Below are 20,689 nucleotides of genomic sequence, written 5' to 3'. Positions count from 1 at the left end.
ACATGTTTACACCTAATGCCTATTTTATTTAAGGTAAGGATGGTGAAGCATTAAATGAAAAACAAATGATACCTAAAGTATTTAAAGAGGTCATAGACCTAGGTGATGGCAGAGAAATCTCCATCGAAACCGGAAAATTAGCAAAACAAGCCCATGGCTCTGTTGTTGTACAATCCGGAAACTGTATGTTGCTTTGTACCGTAGTTTCAAATTACGAACAAAAAGACCTACCCTTCCTTCCCTTAACTGTAGATTACCGCGAAAAATTTGCAGCTGCAGGTCGTTATCCAGGCGGTTTCTTTAAAAGAGAAGCTAGACCAAGCGACGGCGAAGTATTGACCATGCGTTTGGTAGATCGTGTACTACGTCCACTTTTCCCAGCAGATTATCATGCCGAAACACAAGTTATGATTCAGTTAATGAGCCATGATGACGATGTTATGCCAGATGCTATGGCAGGTTTGGCAGCTTCAGCAGCTATTCAACTATCAGATTTTCCTTTTGAATGTGCTATCTCTGAAGCCAGAGTAGGACGTGTAAATGGCGAATTCGTAATCAACCCTTCACGTGCGCAATTAGACGAGTCTGACATTGACATGGTGATTGGAGCTTCTATGGATTCCGTTATGATGGTTGAAGGTGAAATGAAAGAAATTTCAGAAGAAGAAATGCTGGAAGCCATTCAATTTGCCCACGAACACATTAAAAAACAATGTGAGGCCCAACTTAGATTGGCCGATGCCGTTGGACGAAAAGAAGTTCGTGAGTATGAAGGAGAGCGCGAAGATGAAGACTTGAAAAAGAAAGTCCACGACATGGCGTATGATAAAGTGTATGCCGTGGCACAGTCTGCTTCTGCAAAACACGAACGAACTGAGGCTTTCGCCGCTATTAAAGACGAAATCAAGGAAACTTTTTCTGAAGAAGAATTAGAAGATTTCGGCGATTTAGTTTCAAAATATTATCGTCAAGCAGAAAAAGATGCCGTTCGTGATCTTACCTTGAATGATGGCTTGCGTTTAGACGGAAGAAAAACAGATGAAATTCGCCCTATCTGGTGTGAAATTGATTATTTACCATCTGTTCACGGTTCTTCTATATTTACACGTGGAGAAACTCAAGCGCTTGCAACCGTAACATTGGGAACTTCAAGAGAAGCAAACCAAATAGATATGCCTTCGTATGAAGGAGAAGAAACATTCTACCTTCATTATAACTTCCCTCCATTTTGTACCGGAGAAGCTAGACCAATTCGTGGAACATCACGTCGTGAGGTAGGTCATGGTAACTTAGCACAACGTGCACTTAAAGGTATGGTGCCAGAAGATTGCCCTTACACAGTACGTGTGGTTTCTGAGGTTTTAGAATCTAACGGTTCTTCATCTATGGCAACTGTTTGTGCAGGAACTATGGCGATGATGGATGCAGGTGTACAAATGAAAAAACCAGTTTCTGGGATTGCAATGGGATTAATTTCTGATGGTGAAAGCGGAAAATACGCAGTACTATCTGATATTTTAGGAGATGAAGATCACCTAGGAGATATGGACTTTAAAGTAACCGGAACGGCAGATGGTATTACCGCTTGCCAGATGGATATTAAAGTGAAAGGATTGGGTTACGAAATTCTTGTAAACGCTTTAAACCAAGCAAGAGATGGAAGATTGCACATTCTTGGGAAATTGACTGATGCTATTGAAGCACCTCGCGAAGATGTTAAGCCTTACGCCCCTAAAATGGTAACTGTTCGTATTGCTAATGAATTCATTGGCGCCTTGATTGGACCAGGTGGAAAAGTAATTCAAGAGCTTCAAAAGGAGACTGGATGTACTATCGTTATCAACGAAGATCCTGAAACCGAAGAAGGCATTGTAGAAATTTTAGGTACGGGTCAAGAAGGAATTGATGCCGTTATGGCAAAAATTGATTCTATTACCTTTAAACCACAAGTTGGAAGCGCTTATGAAGTTAAAGTAATTAAAATGCTTGACTTTGGTGCCGTTGTGGAATATATGGAAGCGCCAGGAAACGAAACGCTTTTACACGTTAGTGAACTTGCATGGGAACGTACCGAAAACGTAAGCGATGTAGTAAACATGGGCGATGTTTTTGATATTAAATTCATGGGCTTCGATTCTAGAACGAAAAAAGATAAAGTTTCTAGAAAAGCCTTATTGCCAAAGCCAGAAGGTTTTAAAGAACGCGCACCGCGTGACAATATCCGAAGTGGTGGAAGTCGTGACAATCGTGGCCGCGACAATCGCAATAGAGATAGAAAGAGAGATTAATTTGGCTCCGATAGCTATCGGAATTTAAATTAAGAATACTATAAGACGCCTTCAACCCGATTTTTTGGGAGAAGGCGTTTTTTTATGCCATAATTGCCGAAACAGGACAAAATCCGCAGAAATGTCACCTTGGCAAGCTTTTAACAAAATTTTTATAATAATGGGCTTAGCCACTTCTATCAGTAGGCTAACAGGCTATTATTTCGGCATATAACGAAACAGACCAGTCTCTCGCATAATACTTGCATCCTCTAGACCATAACTGAAAAAGTAAATTATGAAACATCCAAAAACCAATTATTTATTCAAATGGTTCAATAATTAAAAGGGATGTTCCATTTGATTTTTTAATATTTAAAATATAGTAAACAAATGAAAGTATTAGTAATTGGTGCAGGAAACATGGGATTAACATACGCCGAAGGAATGGCGGAGTCTCCCTTACTCAACCGTAGAAACTTAATGATCTACGATGTTTCCGCAGAAAAAATATCAAGCTTAAGCGAAAACCCAAGTTTTGATGTCTTTGAGAAGCTGGAAGATTGTCTTCCAAAGGCAGATGTAGTTTTTGTTGCGGTAAAACCCTACCACAGCGAAGACTTGTTTGAAAGTATGAAAGAGATGGTTAATCCAGACCAACTATTTATCTCATTAATGGCTGGCGTAACTATTGAGGCAATTCAAGATGGCTTGCAGGTTAAAAAGGTTGTACGCGCAATGCCTAACCTACCCGCCAAAGTTGGCTTGGGAATGACCTCATTTACAGAAGCAAAAGAAGTAACGCGTGTGGAGTTGTTAATGGTTCGTAATCTTTTAGATACAACTGGCGAGGCCATTCACGTAGAAAATGAAAACTTTATCAATGCCTCTACAGGAATATCTGGTAGCGGACCGGCTTATGTTTTCTATTTTATGCAGTCCATGATGGAAGCTGCATTAAAAATGGGCTTCTCTTCCAACGACTCAAAAATATTGGTAGCTCAAACTTTTGAGGGAGCGGTAAAACTATTTAATGAATCAGATTTATCTCCAAACAGTTGGATGGAAATGGTGGCTTCTAAAGGAGGTACAACGCGTGCTGCCCTAGACTCCATGAAAGATAACAACGTAAACGAATTAATAAAAGAGGCTGCCTATGCAGCTTTTAATAGAGCAACAGAATTAGGAAAGTAAAAAATCAAGAACAAAAAGATATGAAGGAAAAACGAGTGGTTATAAAAGTAGGAACCAACGTTATGACCAATAAGGACAACCGTATTGTAGGCCCCATTCTCAACGAATTGGTGCGACAAATTGCGGCATTATATGAAGACGGATACGCTCCAGTACTCGTCTCATCAGGATCTGCCATTGCTGGAATGGAAGTTTTGGGGGAGTGCATTGCGAAAGACGATGCCACCAGAAGACAGATTTATTCCTCAGTGGGTCAACCAAGAATGATGCGGCATTACTACAGTCTTTTCCACGATCACGGAATGCGCTGCGCACAAATTTTGGCGACAAAACGTGATTTCGCCCCTGGAAAACATCGTGAAAACATGATTAACTGTTATGAGGGACTGCTTGCAGAAGGTATTGTACCAATAGCCAATGAAGACGATGCAGTATCATTAACTATGTCTATGTTTAGTGATAATGACGAATTGGCAAGCCTAGTGGCAGAGCTGATAGACGCTGACGCTTTGGTAATCTTAACTGATACCAACGGGCTTTACACAGGCCATCCAGATGATGAAGACTCTGAAAAACTGAGTAATGTTCACCATGAGGAAGAAGTGGAGCAATACGTTCAAGCTTCCGAAAAAGGTGAAGGTGAAGGCCGCGGAGGTATGGAGTCTAAATTAAAAATTGCCAAGGAAACGGCTAGAAAAGACATTCCTACCTATATCGCTAACGGAAAAAAGAAAAACGTTATCGTTGATGTATTGGCCGGAAAGGACTTAGGAACAAAATTTTACGCATAATTAATAATTAAAACGAAAAGAATATGAAGTTGATAGATAAAGATTTAAAAAATAAAGTTTTATCGTCAATGATGACCATCATTGACAAAAAACGTAAAGACTTACTGCAAGCCAATAAGGAAGATTTGGAGGCTTTTAACAGAGACGACCAAGCCCTCTACGACCGATTAGTTGTTGACGACGAAAAAGTTGATGGAATGATTAAAGCTATTTCAGAAGTTAGAGATCAAGCAGATCCCGTAAATAGAGAGATTAGCAGTAGCGAATTGGATAGCGGTCTAAAAATAATCAACAAAACAGCGCCTTTTGGTACCATTATGATTATTTATGAATCTAGACCCGATGTTACCATTGAAGCCGCAGTAGTTGCTTTTAAAGCAAACAATAAGATTCTACTTAAAGGTGGAAAAGAAGCATACAACAGTAATAAAATCTTGGTAAAATTCTGGCACGAAGCCTTACAGGAAAACGGTCTTGAAAAAGATTGGATTGAAATGCTAGAGCTCAATCGTGAGGAAACCCAAGCATTTTTGAAAAACCCAAACCAACCAATTGATTTGATTGTTCCGCGTGGTGGCGAACGCTTAATTCAGTTTGTTAAAGAACATGCTAGTTGCGCCGTCTTGGTCAGTGGCCGCGGAAACAACTTTTTGTATGTAGCTGAAGATGCCGATTGGAAAAAAACACTTCAAGTAATTATAAATGCGAAGACTGATAAAATTTCAGGTTGTAACGCCTTGGACAAAGTTTTGATCGATAAAAAGATTCCAAATTACGAAGCGAAGTTGAAAGAACTAAAAGAAGTTCTAACTACGGCAAAAGTGAATGTTTTAGTTGATGCTGAAGTAAAGAAGACGCTTACTTCTTCTGAAGAAATTAAAGATGAAGATACTTGGTATGAAGAGTTTCTAGCCATGAAAATTGTACTTGGTGCTGTTGAAAATATAGATGAAGCCATTTCAAAAATAAACAAGTTCAGTGGCGGCCATTCTACTGTTATCCTTACAGAGAATTCGGAAAAGGCAGGCTACTTTATGGAAAATATTGACAGTGCAGCCGTTTATCACAATGCCTCAACCCGCTTTACCGATGGTGGCCAAATGGGCGTAGGCGCAGAACTTGCCATAAGTACAGATAAATTGCACCACCGCGGGCCTTTGGGCTTAAAGCAGTTGGTTACCAATAAATACTATGTGTATGGCGATGGGCACGTGAGAGTATAAAGTTGACATAAGACGGAAAGATCTATGGCATAGGATTGAGTTCGATAGCGAATATATATCCTTTTCAAATTGACCGTCTAAAAGTATAATACAAGTCATTAAAACGTCTTCATTTCCAACATTTTGGGTGAAGGCGTTTTATTTTGCACTCAACTTTGACAAAGTTTAACAAGTAATATGACAACTTCTAAACAGCATTTTATATCAAACAATTGTTTAGGAGTAAAGCAACTTTGTCAAAGATAAAAACCTCTTTTTGCTTTCAATTAAATATGCTCCAGATGGGCTAGTATCAATCATAAAGCGTCTTCATTTCCGAAACTCGGAACGAAGACGTTTTTTTCTTGCCTACAGAATTATTTAATCCTTTTTACTGTTCCATTGCAGGAGCAGCCCGAGGGTGCCAATGCTCTCCGCGGAGTTTATATTGGTTCCTATTCTAACACCCATGGAATAGCGCGGCCCCAATCTAAACTGCAGTTTTGCCCCTAGTGGAAAACCAAGCGTTTTTTTGTCTATTTCACCTCTACGCCGCGTAGATGTATCTATCACGCCATATGTATTGAAATGAAAATACCCTGCTCCAATAAAAACATCGGTAAATATGGTCTTGTTTAATTTAAAGCTTCTTCCGTATAGAATATTGGCTTGAATGTAGTCATCACCAGGACCAAAAACAGATAATGCAGAGCCGGCTCCAAAATCCAAAGCAAAAATATTTCCCTGGTAAACAAAACCAATATCCGCATTAAAAGCATAACCGGCATCGCTACCAACGTAAAACCCTACAGGACTTATAGAAAAAGCCCGATATGATAATTTGGCCGTATCATCTACCTCTTGCGATAGCATTGGAAGTGCCACCAGCAAAAGTGCTAACCTTAAGATTATAATTTTTAGACTCTTCATTATAGTACTTATTAATCTTAATTAAAGATAATGAATTAAAACTTAACGCAACCTTTTTAAAATTTTCAGACTATAGGGAAAGAACTTAAAACAAACTGCCATGAAAACGCTGCGCTATTTTATTCTTATTCTGATACCATTTATATATGCCTGTGAAAATGAGCCCGTAAGTAAAGCTGACCCTTCCATGGTTATTCCAGTAGATTCAGAGCTATACCATCTTATTGAGCGAGCGGCGGGAAACGATTTTCAAAACGACATTACCTGTATCGATTTTAACTACGCCTTTACCTTGGTAATCTATGATGAGAACATGGATATTTTTGGTTATCAAGTTATAACTAGTGATGCCGCATTCAGTGATTTTTTGGAAACGCTGGAAGAAGGAAAATCAATTAGTCTAAGTTACCCTATAACCAGTGTTTTAGATAACGGCGAAACTTATGAAATCAATAATAACGAAGAATTAAAAGAAGCAATAGACCAATGTCTATACGCAGATACCATTACAACTTGCAACAATATTCTAACAGAAGCCTCCTGCATTTGGAAAGTAGACCATCAGAACGGTCCAAATTCGCAATATCAAGACGCCTATTTTGATGTAAGTAATAGTGGAAATGTGGGTTTGTATTTTGACGATAATTCATACCTAGGCACTTGGGTTACCTATTTTATAGAAGACAAATTACATTTAAATATTTTTCTTACAGGCGACCAAGAAGTCAGTGACCACTGGAATTTTGATTGGACCGTAGTCAGTTTTGACGATTCTCAAATGCAAATTAAAAATGGAACGGACACTTTCCTACTGGTAAAAGGCTGTGATGAACCTTGCAACAATTTTCTTTTTGAAGAATGTGAGATCGAAAAAGGATCTGGAACAGCAGTCTTCAGCTTAGAAAGTTACTTTGAATGTTTTTTTCCAATCACAGGTATTGATGATTCCACAAACGTGGCTACAAGTTATTATGAAACCTATGATGATATGCTTGCCGGAACCAATCCCATTGTTAATTTAATGTATGAAAACAGCGTGAACCCGCAAGTTATATATGTTAGATTTGATGATGTAACTACTGGAGAATTGATAACTACCTTACCAATAATTTTAAAAGCCATTAACTGTTAAACCCTATCATTATGAAAATCAATATTTATAGTATTATACTATTTTCTGCCCTCACATTCTTCTCGTGTTCAAATGATGACAACGATAAAGCACTTGAACCTCCCTTGCAAAACAATTGTGAAAGTGGGATGGGCAAAATGTTATATACCGAATGCTGTGCAGAAGGTCCCATTCAGGCAAGGCCTGGTGATATTATTTCTGTAACCTATACCAGCAATTTCGAGAGTTCTATTTATAGTTGGGTAGTTGTGGGTGGTTCAATTACGTTGGTGGAAGGAGAAAATTCTCCAACAGCAAAATTTAGAATAGAAAAAGGTTTTGTTAGCGATACAATAATTGGATATGGTGCTACATCAGATGGAGTGCCTGCATGCTCCGCAGATATTGTAATAGATTTATATTGATAATCTAGATTAAGATACCCTACAACTTATGATTTTTGACGTGCATTGTAAAACTGCGAGTCCAATTAGAAAATTCTAACAAATAAAACTATTTGAAAATAGAAAGCCTCATAAAAAAATGCATAAAAAACGACAGAGCAGCTCAAAATGAATTGTTCCGGAAGTATAAGGATTCCCTATTCTTTATTTCCTTAAAATACTGTAGAAATGAAGCCGACGCCGAGGATAACCTACACGATACTTTTATCACTATTTTTCAAAAAATAAAAACGTATAAAAACAAGGGCTCTTTTGAAGGTTGGATGAAACGCATAGCCATTTATAAGGCCATAGATAAATACAAGGCAAAAAAACTAATAAATATTGAAATCAATGATGATATTCTTGAAGGTACAGTTGAAACTGAAACGGATATAGACATTTCCATAGTTCAACTGCTAAAACTCATCCAAGAATTGCCAGACCAATATAGGCTGGTATTTAACCTGTATCAAATGGACGGCTTTTCACATCAAGAAATTGCCGCGCTTTTAAATATTTCGGAAGGCACGTCAAAATCAAACTACCACCGCGCAAAGTTAGCTTTACGCACTAAATTAGAAAAGATGCACAGTCGCGTTACCCAATAAAGATAGAACACATGAAAGATGTAGGAAAAATTTTTGAGTCTAAATTGAAAAAAGGAGAGAAGAAACCCAAGGAAAGCGTTTGGGAAAAACTGAACACATCATTAGATGCAAAAGAAGCCAGAAAAAAAAGAACGCTATATGCTTGGCTTGTAGCAGCAGGTTTGGTTTGCACAATGGTATTTCTTCTAATTTACAACACGCAAACGCCATTGGAAAAAGATGGTCACAAGCAAAATAATAATACCCCTAAAACTAATCTTATACCAGTTGTAACTGAATCCGCTTCTAAAAAATCAGAAGCAGCCATTGATACTATGGAATCATCTAAAATTATAAACGAGGCTTCAGAAAGACCAACTGGGAATGAAATATTAACCGACTCAAAAAAATATAACGAAAAAGCAGCAAACTCTAAAAGCAAGCCATCATTTCAGAGTGAAAGTTCTGAAGATAAGTCAGAAGCACGAACAACGAAAGAAAATATTGAAACGGACAGTTTTATCGTTTCAACGACCTACTATTACTACGACAGCCAGAGTGGCAAAACTATTACCACAACTGAAAAAAGTAAAATTGATAGTTTAATTGCTGAACAGCCCAAGAAAATAGACACTTTATCTTCGTCTAAAACTGATTCTACCAACCCTTAACCTTCAAATTCTATCCAATAAGGTCAAACTTAGTAAAATAAACTTAAAACTTTTTGTAACCTTTTTACTGTCTTTTACGTATAACCCCATACACAAGTTTAAACCTTAATCTACAGGACAAACCTTAAATGAGACAACTTAAAATTACAAAGCAGGTTACAAACAGGGAAACTGCTTCATTAGACAAATACCTTCAAGAAATTGGTAAAGTTGACCTAATTACCGCAGAAGAAGAGGTAGAATTGGCACAACGCATTAAAGCGGGCGATCATCTTGCTTTAGAAAAATTGGCAAAGGCCAACCTACGATTCGTTGTTTCGGTGGCAAAGCAATACCAAAACCAAGGCCTTACCCTACCCGACCTTATTAATGAAGGAAACCTCGGTCTTATTAAAGCTGCGCAACGTTTTGACGAAACCCGCGGGTTTAAATTTATCTCGTATGCCGTTTGGTGGATTCGCCAATCTATTTTACAGGCATTGGCAGAACAGTCGCGTATTGTTCGTTTGCCATTGAACAAGATTGGAAGCATCAACAAAATCAATAAGATGTATGCTTTTCTAGAGCAATCTAAAGAGCGTCCACCTTCTGCAGAAGAAATAGCAAAGGAACTGGATATGACCATTAAGGATGTAAAAGAATCCATGAAAAACTCAGGTCGTCATGTGTCAATGGATGCCCCGCTTATTGAAGGGGAAGACAGCAACCTATACGATGTTTTACGCAGTGGGGAAAGTCCAAACCCAGATCGCGCATTGTTACACGAATCGCTTAGAACCGAAATTGAACGTGCTTTAGAAACCCTAACCCCGCGCGAGGCAGACGTAATTCGCCTGTATTTTGGGCTTGGCGATCATCAACCAATGACTTTGGAGGAAATAGGCGAAACCTTTGACCTTACCCGTGAACGCGTGCGCCAAATTAAAGAAAAAGCAATAAGAAGATTAAAGCATACCTCGCGAAGCAAAATATTAATGACATATTTGGGATAGCCTAAGTTTCCATACCGTTAACGACAGTATGAGATTTTGATTAATAAATGACCTCCGGCTGATTACCGGAGGTTTTTTCTTTCAAATTTCAAATCCACATATGTACGGGCGACTCGCGAGTCGACCCCGCCATTTTCTTAATTATCTATGCGGGCAACTCACGAGTTGTCCCTACTTATATTTATCTTTGCAAAAACATTCAAAAATGAGCAACACAATTATTGCCCCTTCAATACTCGCTGCAGATTTCGCAAACCTTCAAAGAGATATTGAAATGATAAACAACAGTGACGCAGACTGGTTTCATCTAGATGTGATGGATGGTGTGTTTGTTCCGAACATTTCCTTCGGAATGCCTGTAATAAAAAGCATTGCTGCCCACGCTAATAAACCCTTGGACGTGCATTTAATGATTATAGATCCAGACCGCTATATTAAAGCCTTTGCCGCTTTAGGGACTAATATACTTACCGTACATTACGAAGCCTGCACCCACTTACACCGAACGCTTCAAGCCATTAAAGCTGAAGGGATGCAAGCCGGAGTTGCCCTTAATCCGCACACCAATGTGGCCTTGCTTGAAGATACCATCAATGATATTGATATGGTCTGCATTATGAGTGTAAATCCTGGATTTGGCGGACAAAGTTTTATTGAGAACACTTATAAAAAAGTAAAGCAGTTGCGAAAAATAATAGAAACCAATGGCGCATCCACCAAAATAGAAATAGACGGTGGCGTAACCAACAAAAACGCGAAACAACTTGTGGAAGCCGGTGCTGATGTGCTTGTTGCCGGTAGTTACGTTTTTGGAGCAAGCGACCCCACAAAAACAATTCACGGTTTAAAGGAAATGACAACTAAATAAAATTTAGATGGAATTCATGAGATTCCTTCGCTACGCTCGGAATGACAACTAAAGATGTTTTAATTATTGGCGCAGGGCCTATTGGGATTGCCTGTGCCCTAGAATGTAAAAAGAAAGGACTGGATTATATTGTCGTTGAAAAAGGAACCCTTACCAACTCCTTGTACAATTATCCGTTAAACATGACGTTTTTTTCTACTTCGGAAAAACTGGAAATCGACGGTATTCCCTTTATCAGCAACAATCCAAAGCCTACGAGAAATGAAGCTTTGGAATATTATAGACGCGTGGCGACTTCAAATGCGCTTGAAATAAATCTATACGAAACCATCAATTCTGTTGAAAAATCAGAGAACCACTTCAAAGTTAAATCTGATAAAAATAACTACACCGCTAAAAACGTAATTGTAAGCACGGGATTTTATGACATCCCGAATTATATGAACGTAAAAGGCGAAGAACTGCCCAAAGTAATGCACTACTACAAGGAAGCGCATCCGTTTGTCATGCAAAAGGTTGTTGTGGTAGGTGCAAGCAACTCTTCTGTAGATGCCGCGCTGGAAATTTGGCGCAAGGGAGGCGATGTAACCATGCTTGTTCGCGGTCCTGAAATTGGCGAACGGGTTAAATACTGGGTAAAGCCAGATATTGAAAACCGAATTAAGGAAGGCAGTATAAAAGCTTTTTTTAATTCAACAATAGAAGAAATAACAGCTACCGAGGTATTAATAAATACGCCAAATGGGAAACAAACCTTGCAAAACGACTTTGTTATTGCCCTAACTGGCTATAGACCAAATTTTGACTTTTTATTGAAGTTGGGCGTTACTATATCTTCAGATCATTTAAAACTTCCCGAATACAACCCCAAGACCATGGAAACTAATGTAGCCGGACTCTACTTGGCCGGTGTAATTTGTGGTGGTACTGAGACCCATAAATGGTTTATAGAAAACTCCAGGATTCATGCTAAGATTATTGTTGAAGCTATAAGTAAGCTTTAGGTTTTTGAAGCTGCTGTAGTAATCCCTACACGGGGAAAAGGAAGCTATGGGACTAAAGCCCATGTTTGGAAGCATTCCGTTACCGCTGGGATAAAATCCAGAGCGATAAGCATGACAACCACTAAAGGGTTTTGGCGTTACTCTTGGCTTAAAACCCAGGACGATAAGGCTAAAGTCATTTACAATAGTATCAATGCCAGTTTTAAGAAAGCCTTACAAACCCACAGTAACAAAGCATTTCTTTAAAGCCCAAAAGCAACAAAACATTCCAAAAAACATCCTGTCAATAATCTGATTTACGTTGGTAAAGTTCAACGCAATAAAAAAACCCCGGCCAAGGCCAGGGTTTTTAGTTAAATATATGTTCTTAAAGCCTTATATTAAAAGCCCCAAGTATTATCAAATTTATCCCAGAATAGTCTAGTTTCTGTTTCATCACCACCTATTGCACTGGCAGCGGCTTCATAATTAGAAGGATTAAGGTTGATTTCAGACACCGGATACGTATAACGTACAGGATAACCAGATTCGGCTTTTAAAGGCTCAATCATGATTGGATAGTCCAAACGTCTTATAGTTAGGTATGGAGCAAAGGTTCTATTGTACAATGCTAACCACGCCTGAGTGCCGATAACTTCTTTCCATGGTGTAGCAGCAGTACTATTACCAAGAGCAGTAGTATAATCTACTTCAGGCTTAGCTAGATAATCAGCCACATCGCCAACACCCCAGAAATCAAAAGAAGCAGTAATACCAGCATCATAGTGACTCTCGGCGTCGCCGCCTACACTATAACCTCTTGCAGCCGCCTCGGCCAACAAGAATTCGGCTTCCTTATAAGTCAATAACCAACCTGGGTAATCTCCACCCAAAATGTTGGGTGTTACATGGCTATATCTTGAATAAACATTTTGTTTCCCGATAATACCACCCACAAAAGAGTTAATTGCAATTCCGTCACCAACATCAACTGACGCTTGAATGTTATCAATTTCAATTGTATTAGCAGTATAGCCGATTGCAGTACCCAATAAAACAGGTTCTCCATCTTCTACTTGAAGATAGATTTCATCACCTATAGCTGGAAGATGATCTAAGTCTCTATCAAAAGAAATAGTTGTTACAGTGCCTGAGGTGGAAACACCTCCCACTGGATGCCCTACATCGGGATCTTCTGGATCAAAACTAAAGTTAAAAAGAACTTTTCCGTCAAAATAAGCATCTCTTCTAGGATCTAAAATATCATTCATATCCTGAATTAGCGTCTTACCTGCTACATAATCATTACGATTACTAAGTACCAAGTTATCATTTACCGGATTTCCATTTGGTGCAGCAGTATACATATATCCTGCATCGTCGGCATTGCTAGTGAAAACTCCAGAAGTAAACGCAGATTCAACCGCAGTTTTAGAAGCTCCTGGATCAACATCAGCCAAGACAATTCCCATTCTTAGTTTAAGGGTATTTGCAAACTTCTTCCAAGAAGCTACATCACCAGCATAAACTAGGTCTTCAGCTCCATTAAAACTACCTTTACTGGTATCCATAGAATTAATTGCTGCGGTTAAACGATCAAGCAAATCTTTATAAACAGTTTGACCATCATCATACTTTGGCAAAAGATTATCAATATCCAATGCTTCGGTATAAGGAATATCTCCGTAAGTCTCAACCAAGTTAGACCAAGCATAGACACTCAAGACCTCAATAATGGCAAGTTTATTCTCTTTCAAATCATTCGTAAGATCAAAATCTGTATTAGTCACATTGGTGCGTGCTTCTTTCAGATTTCTAAGAACATCTCTGTACATAACTCTCCAGTGTCTATCTGGGATTGCACGTGTAGATTGATCATAGTTACTTTCATCAGGATAAGTGGTTTCCTGCCAGTGCTGCACCCACAATCTATTGTTGTTTAGGTTTACGTTTGGCGTAGTTATCTGGTCTGCAAGCCGCTTTTGGGCGGAGGCGAACAGACTTTCTCCACTAACCTCTGAAGGGTCTTTTATATTTTCATTCAAATCTTCTAAGTGATCTGAACAAGAGACGGCAAATACTGCCGCTGTTAAAATTATTATCAGTTTCTTCATTTTTCTAAATATTAAAATTGTGCTTTAATGTTAAACCCATAATCTTGGGTAGTTGGCAACGAACCTGTAATGTATCCTTGAGCATTTCCAGAACTCAATCCAGATTCTGGATCGGCATAAGGGGTTTTCTTATCAATGATCCAAAGGTTTGATCCAGTTACTGTAAACTGAAGCCCTGTCATAAATGTGTTTTCAAGAAACTTAGATGGCATAGTGTAAGAAAGTGAAGCTTGACGCAACTTTACGTAACTAGCATCATATACAAACTCTGATTGTGGAAATGCAGCATAACCGAATTGTCCAAATTCAGATGCATCTACACGCGTTGTGTTAGGCGATCCATCCTCAGTAACACCAGGGTTGATAAATCCACCTCCATTTTCAAGTGTGTTTCTTACCGGGTTACCAAGATCGTTTATATAATCTGTATCAACATATAACCCAGTAGCCTGTCCGTAGTATTGGTCAAGGGAGAATACTGACCCACCTTGTTGCACATCTATCAAAAAGCTAAAAGACCAAGACTTATAGTTTATGGTATTGGTAATCCCCATTAACCAATCTGGGTTGGTATCTCCAATAATCTCATTAGGGCCAGACTTTAAGTATCTACCGTTTTCACCAACAACTCTTTGTCCGTTGTCGTTATAAACGTAGTCAGCTCCGTAGATAACACCATAAGGCTCCCCGAGGGCAGCGTTAATTTTAACACCACCTTGATAAGATGCTAATTGAATAACCTCTGTACCTTCAGGAAGTGCTACTACCTCACTTTTGTTTTTAGTAAAGTTACCATTCAACATCCAAGAGAAGTTATCGTTTTTTACCGGGGTTACGTTTAAGGCAACCTCGATACCCCTATTTTCAATTTCCCCTGCATTCAACAGTTTTCTAGATTGACCTGTTGCTTCAGAAATTGGCACCCGAATAATTTGATCAATAGAATTAGACTTATAATAAGAAACATCAAAACCAACCCGGTTATTAACAAATCTCATTTCCAAACCTGCCTCGTAACTTTTTGTGCGCTCGGGCTTTAATTCAGGGTTATTAGCTGTGACTGGTACAGATGTACCTATATCATTATTGATAGTATATGTATTGAACAATCTATCAAAAGGAGCCCCGTTACCCACCTCAGCATAGTTTACTCTTAATTTACCGAATGAAATAGCATTGGTGTTAAGTAATTTGCTAAACACAAAACTTCCTGAAATAGAAGGGTAGTTAAAAGAACTGTTGTCTTTTGGTAGGGTAGAGAAATGATCTCTACGGAACGTACCATCTACATACAACATATTCCAAAACCCAAGAGATGCACTAGCATAAACACCATCTACACCAATTTTTTCAGCTACTTCCGCTGAATTAGGCAGTGCAGATTTCGAGTTTTGAAGTGAATATAGACCGGGAACAACCAAACCACCAGATGTGGAAGAAGTCAATGAGTTAAACTCGTTCCGTCTAATGTTGGTTCCTAAGATACCGGCCAAGCTAATATCATCAGTAATATCTGTGTTAAAGTTAAACATCAAATCGTAGTTAGTTTCTGTAACCGTTAAATCTCTTCTTAGGTAACCAGAACCCACGTTTCCACGGGTTAGACCAAATGATGTTGGCACAGAACCTACAGCTCTACGCTCTTCTTGTTGCTCATTATACGTATCAGTAGAAACTCTACCGGTAACATTAACCCAATCTGCAAGCTCGTAATTCAACTCAAAATTACCTATAAAACGGCTTCTTCCATCATTTTGATAGTTTTCATAACGCGTCCAGTACGGGTTGTCCCAATAAATGGGTAGAGTTCCTGGCGCAGCCGACCCTGGGTTCCAACCAATGTTTCTCTTGGTATTCATATAGATAGAGCGTTGTTTTTGCACATCTACGTTGGTTTGCCACCATTGTTTGAAGTTACCTATAACGTTATCATTATAGCCCGTTGAGTTACGCCCTAAAGCGTCTGTCTTAATATAGTTGGCGAAACCGCTAGCTGTCAATCTATCCGAAACGTCATAAGTACCACTAAAGACAAAGTTATGACGGTCTATTTGAGAGTTTGGCATCAAGCCTTTTTGATCCAATTTAGTGTAGGACATTCGGTAAGAACCGTTCTCAAATCCATTTGAAAGCGAAATAGAGTTAGTTAATGTAACTGGCGTTTCAAAAAAAGTGATTGGACCATTTTTAGCAGATCGCCAAGGTGTTTTTGTTAAATAATTTGGCGAAGCAGGATCAAAAGCATCCCACTGATAAATCATTTGGCCACCAAAAGCTGGCCCATAAGATGCATCATCAAGATAGTTTGAAAGCTGATCGTCAACTCCGTCACCGGTAATATCCTCAAAAGTAAAAGCTTCTCCACCATAACCAGCACCATAACCATCCTGGAATTCAGCAAAAGTACTCTTATCAACAAAACCAACTTGTGCATTACTATTAATAGTAACCCCCAATCCTTTTGCTTTAGAACCTTTTTTAGTAGTAATGATAATTACACCATTAGCGGCTCGTGAACCGTAAAGTGCAGATGCAGCAGCACCCTTAAGCACGTTTACAGACTCAATGTCGTCTGGGTTGATATCTGCAGCAGCGTTACCATAATCATAGTAATTACCTGAAGAAGAGTTTTTCTGGTTCGCATTGTTTGTGTTCATGTTACTAATTGGCACACCATCAATAACGAACAAGGCTTGGTTATCACCAGTTAAAGAGGTAATACCTCTAATAACTACGTTGGTAGAACCACCAAAGTTGTTGTTTCTTCTAATCTGAAGACCTGCTACTTTACCGGAAAGTCCGTTTGTAAAGTTGTTTGTCTTAACTGTAGAAAGAGACTCACCCGCAACTTCCTGCGTTGAGTAACCTAGCGATTGCTTTTCTCTTGAAATACCAAGAGCGGTAACAACCACCTCGTCTAATGCGGCACCTGCCTGCATGCTTACGTCCATTGTATTTGAGGCCCCAACTGCAATTTCTTGGGTCTCAAAACCTACATAACTATACACAAGCGTTTGCCCAACGGCTGCATCAATGGTATAATTACCATCAAAATCAGATTGGGTTCCCGTACTTGTTCCCTTTATAATTATGTTAACTCCAGGAAGCGGTAAGCCCGTGTCATCGGCTATCGTTCCGGAAATCGTTTTTTCCTGTGCAAAAGAGAGCTGCACAATCAACACTGCCAAGAGTGTTAAAATTCCACTAAACTTTGTTTTCATTTTTTTGTTTGTTTGAATTAGCTCTTCAAAAGTGCCAATAAAATCCCACAATTCCAACTTTTAGCTCAAGTAGATTAAGAAAATTTTATCAAAATGATGTTTTAAAATCTCCCAATTTTAAGCTAATATTATGCCAAAATTCTGCAAAAGACTGATTTTCTTAGACTTTAGAGCGAGGCTAAAACTTTAAACCACCAAGAGATCTTCTTTTAATATTTATTGAAAAAAATCTGCATTCTTCTTTCTTATTCTTCCCAATTATACCATAATTACAGTTTTACAAGAGACTTTACAAAATACAAACACAAATTATATTTACAATAAATACGTTAAAAAAATACAATTCACCCAAAAATAACCGCTTTGATAAACAAAAAGCCTTAAAAGAGAAATACTGCATTAAGCATTCACTTTTTAGGCTTTTGTCATTAAAGTTGATGGATACTGTTTTTAAAGCACAATTAAAACCGCTTAAACCACCCATCAACACCTCTATAATATATAGACCAATTTTGCTCGAATCTACCTATTACTTCTTCAGATAATCCAACAAGCTTAGTGTCCTCCGTCTTTATGGTCGTCAACCACTTTTGGGTCGCGGTATTTACAGCACGGGTCTATACCTTCATATACGGCATCTTCGGCAGTTATATCTTGGGTATCGTGACCGCTGTCTGCAATACTCTGTTGAATTGTAGTAAGGTCTGTTTTTCTTTCGTTGTAGATCAACTTCAATTCATGTGTATCAACATTCCAAATAGCAGATTTCACTCCTTTTGCCTGAATAGAGGCTTTTTCTATTCGCTCTTTACACATGCCACACACACCGTCAACTTCAACGGAAGCGCGAGCATTTCTATTTTGAGCAAAACCTAAGCTCCCCATTAATAACACACTAATAATTACAATTGCTTTTTTCATATTTGATTTATTTTCTATTATTAAAAATTATTTATTACATATCGGCCTTTAGCTATCCAGTAGAAAAACTCAATAAGCAAGCCAAGTTTTTGTTTGCCCAAGCCTTAAAAGGTAACAAAGAGCCGAGTAAGGAATCACTAATTCAATCTGTACCGCAGTCCTGCGTAATACGAGCTCCCAAATATTGGTCCATAAACATAAGTTGTATCAAAATTTGAACCGAAGGGGTTGTCGTTTCCTACAATTGGGTTCTCCTGCTTTACATTGGTAATATTCTCCCCGCCTACGTAAACTTCAAATTTAGACGAAAAAACTTTGGTAACCTGAGCGTTAAAAGTAGAAACACTTGGCGAAAACTCAGAAAGACCTATAGTATTTAAATAGCTCTCTTCGGAAGCAAATCGTTGCTCACCCATAAAATTGTAGGTAGCATCAAATTTCCATTGCCCTCCTTTTGCTGATGGAAGTGTTTCATACGAAGCATTTGTAAAAAAACGATGGTTAGGCGTTAACGGGGTCTGCTTTTTCCCGCTGCGGTAGGTAGTTTCTACGTCGTAATATTTATAAGCAAGCCGAAGATCCAAACCTTTAAGCACATTGTAGTTAAATTCAGCTTGAATGTTATTTGAAAAGCTCTCCCCTTCTAAGTTATAAAAATTAACCTCCGTAGGGTTTTCAAAATCTACTACTATTTGATTTTCAAAATCGGTTCGGTAAAAATCCACCGTAATGTCTGCTCTCCGGTCAAATAGATTAAAACCTTGCATATACGAAATTCCATAATTCCATGCAATTTCAGGATCTAGGCCATAAATTTCTCCACCATTCCCTAAAATATTCAAACTTCGGGAGCTTGCAAAAAACTGTTGATTTTCAGCAAATATATTCGCACTTCTTTTCCCACGTCCGGCAGAAACCCGAATAGCAGATTTATCCCAAGGGGTGTAACGCAAATGAAAACGCGGTGTTAAGAAAGTTCCCAATCTGTTGTGCGCATCTGCTCGGATTTCTGCATTGAAATTCAGATTCCCCATATTGTCAAAGTTGTACACAAAAAACGCCCCTACCGAGTTTTCAATTCGGTTAAAGTTATCTTCCAGAACCAGCTCGTTATAATCATCATACGTAGCGCTAACCCCCATCGTTACCTTATGCCTTGAATCACTGATTATTGAATTGTAGGTTGCTTTTGCATACAAACTGTTATGCTGAATGTTATAATCGTTTAATCCAAAATACGATTCTTGATCGTGGTGACTATATGCCAACTGCAGCCCGCCTGAACGCCATGGAACATCTGGATTAACAAAACCAAATTTCCCCGAAACGTCTAAACGCTGGGTTTTTATCTCACTTCCCCAAGCATTGGTGGTTCCACGGTCTTTTTTAGGATCAAAATCACTTTGCCCCGTCTGTTTTTCATCATTTAAATACCGTAGGTTTACAAAGCCTACATAGCCATTTTCTTGATCTGTATATTGCCAGCGGTTCATCAAATTAACTTGTTGGCCCAAGGGTGCATCTAAAAAGGAGTCGTCATTTTTATCAAATTCAGAATCCCGCATATTTCCATGAATGTAAAGCCCCGTACTCCAACGCTCGGTAACCTTTGTATTTAGATGTGTATTTAACTCTAAGCGTCCGTTACCAGCGCCATAAGCGTTTACAAAAAGGCGGTCATCAGTCGTGGGTTTTTGAAGTTCGGCGTTTATCTGCCCAGCAATACTTTCGTAGCCGCTTACAACGCTTCCCGCGCCTTTGGTAATCTGGATGCTCTCTACCCAAGTTCCAGGAATAAAACTCATGCCATACGCCTGCGCTGCCCCGCGAACGCTAGGTACGTTTTCAAGCGTTACCATAATATACGGACTAGTAAGACCAAGCATTTTTATCTGTTTGGTTCCCGAAATAGCATCGGCAAAATTCACGTCAATAGAAGGATTGGTTTCAAAGCTTTCCGCCAAATTACAGCAAGCAGCTTTTAACAATTCGCCACTGCTCACATTAATTACATTTTGTGATTCTATAAATGAACGCGAGCTCGCTTTTTGGCGTGCCGAAACCGTGACTTCATCTAAATTGGCCTTAGACTGAAGCGAATGGGTTATTCGCTTTGCGGAATTCACAGAAACAGTATCGGTTTTATACCCCACAAAACTGATGACCAAATTTTGGTATTCGGGTTTATAATCCAACTCAAAGTTACCGTCAAAATCAGTAACCGTCCCTACTGAAGTATCTAGCCAATACACATTGGCCCCGCCCAAAGGAACTTCTTCAGTGTTGACGGTTTCTGTAATCGTTCCCGTTATTATTTCCTGCGAAAAAACACAGACGGGAAATAAGATAAAAATTATTAGTATTCTTAACATTTTATTGTTTTTTATTAAA

General features: G+C 38.8%; 17 protein-coding genes. 12 read left to right on the top strand and 5 right to left on the bottom strand.

Annotation, left to right across the window (positions count from 1 at the left end):
• Positions 1-65 precede the first annotated feature (65 nt).
• The 4 genes from QPK98_RS07460 to QPK98_RS07445 all read left to right on the top strand — a co-directional run bounded on the left by QPK98_RS07460 (position 66) and on the right by QPK98_RS07445 (position 5,475).
• Positions 66-2,288, top strand: coding sequence for a polyribonucleotide nucleotidyltransferase (locus QPK98_RS07460; protein WP_310992508.1), 2,223 nt, complete (start codon positions 66-68; stop codon positions 2,286-2,288).
• Between the two features lie 372 nt (positions 2,289-2,660).
• Positions 2,661-3,461: a pyrroline-5-carboxylate reductase gene (gene proC / locus QPK98_RS07455; protein ID WP_310992506.1), complete on the top strand. Its 801-nt coding sequence runs from the start codon at positions 2,661-2,663 to the stop codon at positions 3,459-3,461.
• A 20-nt stretch (positions 3,462-3,481) separates the two neighbouring features.
• Positions 3,482-4,252, top strand: coding sequence for a glutamate 5-kinase (gene proB / locus QPK98_RS07450; RefSeq protein WP_310992505.1), 771 nt, complete (start codon positions 3,482-3,484; stop codon positions 4,250-4,252).
• A 23-nt stretch (positions 4,253-4,275) separates the two neighbouring features.
• Positions 4,276-5,475 carry a glutamate-5-semialdehyde dehydrogenase gene (locus QPK98_RS07445; protein WP_310992504.1) on the top strand — a complete coding sequence of 400 codons (1,200 nt, stop codon included), beginning with the start codon at positions 4,276-4,278 and terminating at the stop codon, positions 5,473-5,475.
• Positions 5,476-5,835: 360 nt separating this feature from the next.
• Here QPK98_RS07445 and QPK98_RS07440 read toward each other — a convergent pair whose 3' ends face one another.
• Positions 5,836-6,384 carry a hypothetical protein gene (locus QPK98_RS07440; RefSeq protein ID WP_310992503.1) on the bottom strand — a complete coding sequence of 183 codons (549 nt, stop codon included), beginning with the start codon at positions 6,382-6,384 and terminating at the stop codon, positions 5,836-5,838.
• Positions 6,385-6,484: 100 nt separating this feature from the next.
• On the opposite strand from QPK98_RS07440, the gene QPK98_RS07435 reads away from it, so the two are divergent.
• The 8 genes from QPK98_RS07435 (at position 6,485) to QPK98_RS07400 (ending at position 12,309) form a co-directional block, all read left to right on the top strand.
• Positions 6,485-7,516, top strand: coding sequence for an FIDD domain-containing protein (locus QPK98_RS07435; RefSeq protein WP_310992502.1), 1,032 nt, complete (start codon positions 6,485-6,487; stop codon positions 7,514-7,516).
• 11 nt (positions 7,517-7,527) lie between these two features.
• A complete protein-coding gene (locus QPK98_RS07430; RefSeq protein ID WP_310992500.1) occupies positions 7,528-7,920 on the top strand; it encodes a hypothetical protein in 393 nt (130 codons plus the stop codon).
• Positions 7,921-8,012: 92 nt separating this feature from the next.
• Positions 8,013-8,549 carry an RNA polymerase sigma factor gene (locus tag QPK98_RS07425; RefSeq protein WP_310992499.1) on the top strand — a complete coding sequence of 179 codons (537 nt, stop codon included), beginning with the start codon at positions 8,013-8,015 and terminating at the stop codon, positions 8,547-8,549.
• 11 nt (positions 8,550-8,560) lie between these two features.
• The gene (locus QPK98_RS07420; protein WP_310992498.1) at positions 8,561-9,199 is read left to right on the top strand and encodes a hypothetical protein; all 639 of its coding nucleotides are present in this window, start codon (positions 8,561-8,563) and stop codon (positions 9,197-9,199) included.
• A 128-nt stretch (positions 9,200-9,327) separates the two neighbouring features.
• Positions 9,328-10,191 (top strand): sigma-70 family RNA polymerase sigma factor, encoded by an 864-nt coding sequence (locus QPK98_RS07415; protein WP_310992497.1) that lies wholly within the window; start codon positions 9,328-9,330, stop codon positions 10,189-10,191.
• Positions 10,192-10,396: 205 nt separating this feature from the next.
• On the top strand, positions 10,397-11,059 hold the full coding sequence (gene rpe, locus QPK98_RS07410) for a ribulose-phosphate 3-epimerase (protein WP_310992495.1): 663 nt from the start codon (positions 10,397-10,399) through the stop codon (positions 11,057-11,059).
• A 41-nt stretch (positions 11,060-11,100) separates the two neighbouring features.
• On the top strand, positions 11,101-12,063 hold the full coding sequence (locus QPK98_RS07405; RefSeq protein WP_310992494.1) for a YpdA family putative bacillithiol disulfide reductase: 963 nt from the start codon (positions 11,101-11,103) through the stop codon (positions 12,061-12,063).
• A gap of 111 nt (positions 12,064-12,174) precedes the next feature.
• Positions 12,175-12,309 (top strand): hypothetical protein, encoded by a 135-nt coding sequence (locus tag QPK98_RS07400; RefSeq protein WP_310992492.1) that lies wholly within the window; start codon positions 12,175-12,177, stop codon positions 12,307-12,309.
• 134 nt (positions 12,310-12,443) lie between these two features.
• Here QPK98_RS07400 and QPK98_RS07395 read toward each other — a convergent pair whose 3' ends face one another.
• From QPK98_RS07395 to QPK98_RS07380, 4 genes are all read right to left on the bottom strand, one after another.
• Entirely contained in the window at positions 12,444-14,156 is a 1,713-nt protein-coding gene (locus QPK98_RS07395) for a SusD/RagB family nutrient-binding outer membrane lipoprotein (RefSeq protein ID WP_310992491.1), read from the bottom strand.
• A gap of 11 nt (positions 14,157-14,167) precedes the next feature.
• On the bottom strand, positions 14,168-17,377 hold the full coding sequence (locus tag QPK98_RS07390) for a SusC/RagA family TonB-linked outer membrane protein (RefSeq protein WP_310992489.1): 3,210 nt from the start codon (positions 17,375-17,377) through the stop codon (positions 14,168-14,170).
• 555 nt (positions 17,378-17,932) lie between these two features.
• A complete protein-coding gene (locus QPK98_RS07385) occupies positions 17,933-18,298 on the bottom strand; it encodes a heavy-metal-associated domain-containing protein (RefSeq protein ID WP_310992488.1) in 366 nt (121 codons plus the stop codon).
• A 137-nt stretch (positions 18,299-18,435) separates the two neighbouring features.
• Positions 18,436-20,670 (bottom strand): TonB-dependent receptor, encoded by a 2,235-nt coding sequence (locus QPK98_RS07380; protein WP_310992487.1) that lies wholly within the window; start codon positions 20,668-20,670, stop codon positions 18,436-18,438.
• Positions 20,671-20,689: the final 19 nt, after the last annotated feature.

The sequence above is a fragment of the Aequorivita marina genome, assembly GCF_031631895.2.
Classification (GTDB): domain Bacteria; phylum Bacteroidota; class Bacteroidia; order Flavobacteriales; family Flavobacteriaceae; genus Aequorivita; species Aequorivita marina.
This window is presented reverse-complemented; position numbering and strand designations above follow the sequence as displayed.

Excerpts from the sequence above, each read along its gene's own strand:
- QPK98_RS07400 (WP_310992492.1), top strand. The coding sequence starts at position 12,175 with ATGACAACCACTAAAGGGTTTTGGCGTTACTCTTGGCTTAAAACCCAG.
- QPK98_RS07435 (WP_310992502.1), top strand. The coding sequence starts at position 6,485 with ATGAAAACGCTGCGCTATTTTATTCTTATTCTGATACCATTTATATAT.
- QPK98_RS07405 (WP_310992494.1), top strand. The coding sequence starts at position 11,101 with ATGACAACTAAAGATGTTTTAATTATTGGCGCAGGGCCTATTGGGATT.
- QPK98_RS07390 (WP_310992489.1), bottom strand. The coding sequence starts at position 17,377 with ATGAAAACAAAGTTTAGTGGAATTTTAACACTCTTGGCAGTGTTGATT.
- QPK98_RS07395 (WP_310992491.1), bottom strand. The coding sequence starts at position 14,156 with ATGAAGAAACTGATAATAATTTTAACAGCGGCAGTATTTGCCGTCTCT.
- QPK98_RS07420 (WP_310992498.1), top strand. The coding sequence starts at position 8,561 with ATGAAAGATGTAGGAAAAATTTTTGAGTCTAAATTGAAAAAAGGAGAG.
- QPK98_RS07380 (WP_310992487.1), bottom strand. The coding sequence starts at position 20,670 with ATGTTAAGAATACTAATAATTTTTATCTTATTTCCCGTCTGTGTTTTT.
- QPK98_RS07460 (WP_310992508.1), top strand. The coding sequence starts at position 66 with ATGATACCTAAAGTATTTAAAGAGGTCATAGACCTAGGTGATGGCAGA.
- QPK98_RS07415 (WP_310992497.1), top strand. The coding sequence starts at position 9,328 with ATGAGACAACTTAAAATTACAAAGCAGGTTACAAACAGGGAAACTGCT.
- QPK98_RS07445 (WP_310992504.1), top strand. The coding sequence starts at position 4,276 with ATGAAGTTGATAGATAAAGATTTAAAAAATAAAGTTTTATCGTCAATG.
- proB (WP_310992505.1), top strand. The coding sequence starts at position 3,482 with ATGAAGGAAAAACGAGTGGTTATAAAAGTAGGAACCAACGTTATGACC.
- QPK98_RS07440 (WP_310992503.1), bottom strand. The coding sequence starts at position 6,384 with ATGAAGAGTCTAAAAATTATAATCTTAAGGTTAGCACTTTTGCTGGTG.
- QPK98_RS07430 (WP_310992500.1), top strand. The coding sequence starts at position 7,528 with ATGAAAATCAATATTTATAGTATTATACTATTTTCTGCCCTCACATTC.
- QPK98_RS07385 (WP_310992488.1), bottom strand. The coding sequence starts at position 18,298 with ATGAAAAAAGCAATTGTAATTATTAGTGTGTTATTAATGGGGAGCTTA.
- proC (WP_310992506.1), top strand. The coding sequence starts at position 2,661 with ATGAAAGTATTAGTAATTGGTGCAGGAAACATGGGATTAACATACGCC.
- rpe (WP_310992495.1), top strand. The coding sequence starts at position 10,397 with ATGAGCAACACAATTATTGCCCCTTCAATACTCGCTGCAGATTTCGCA.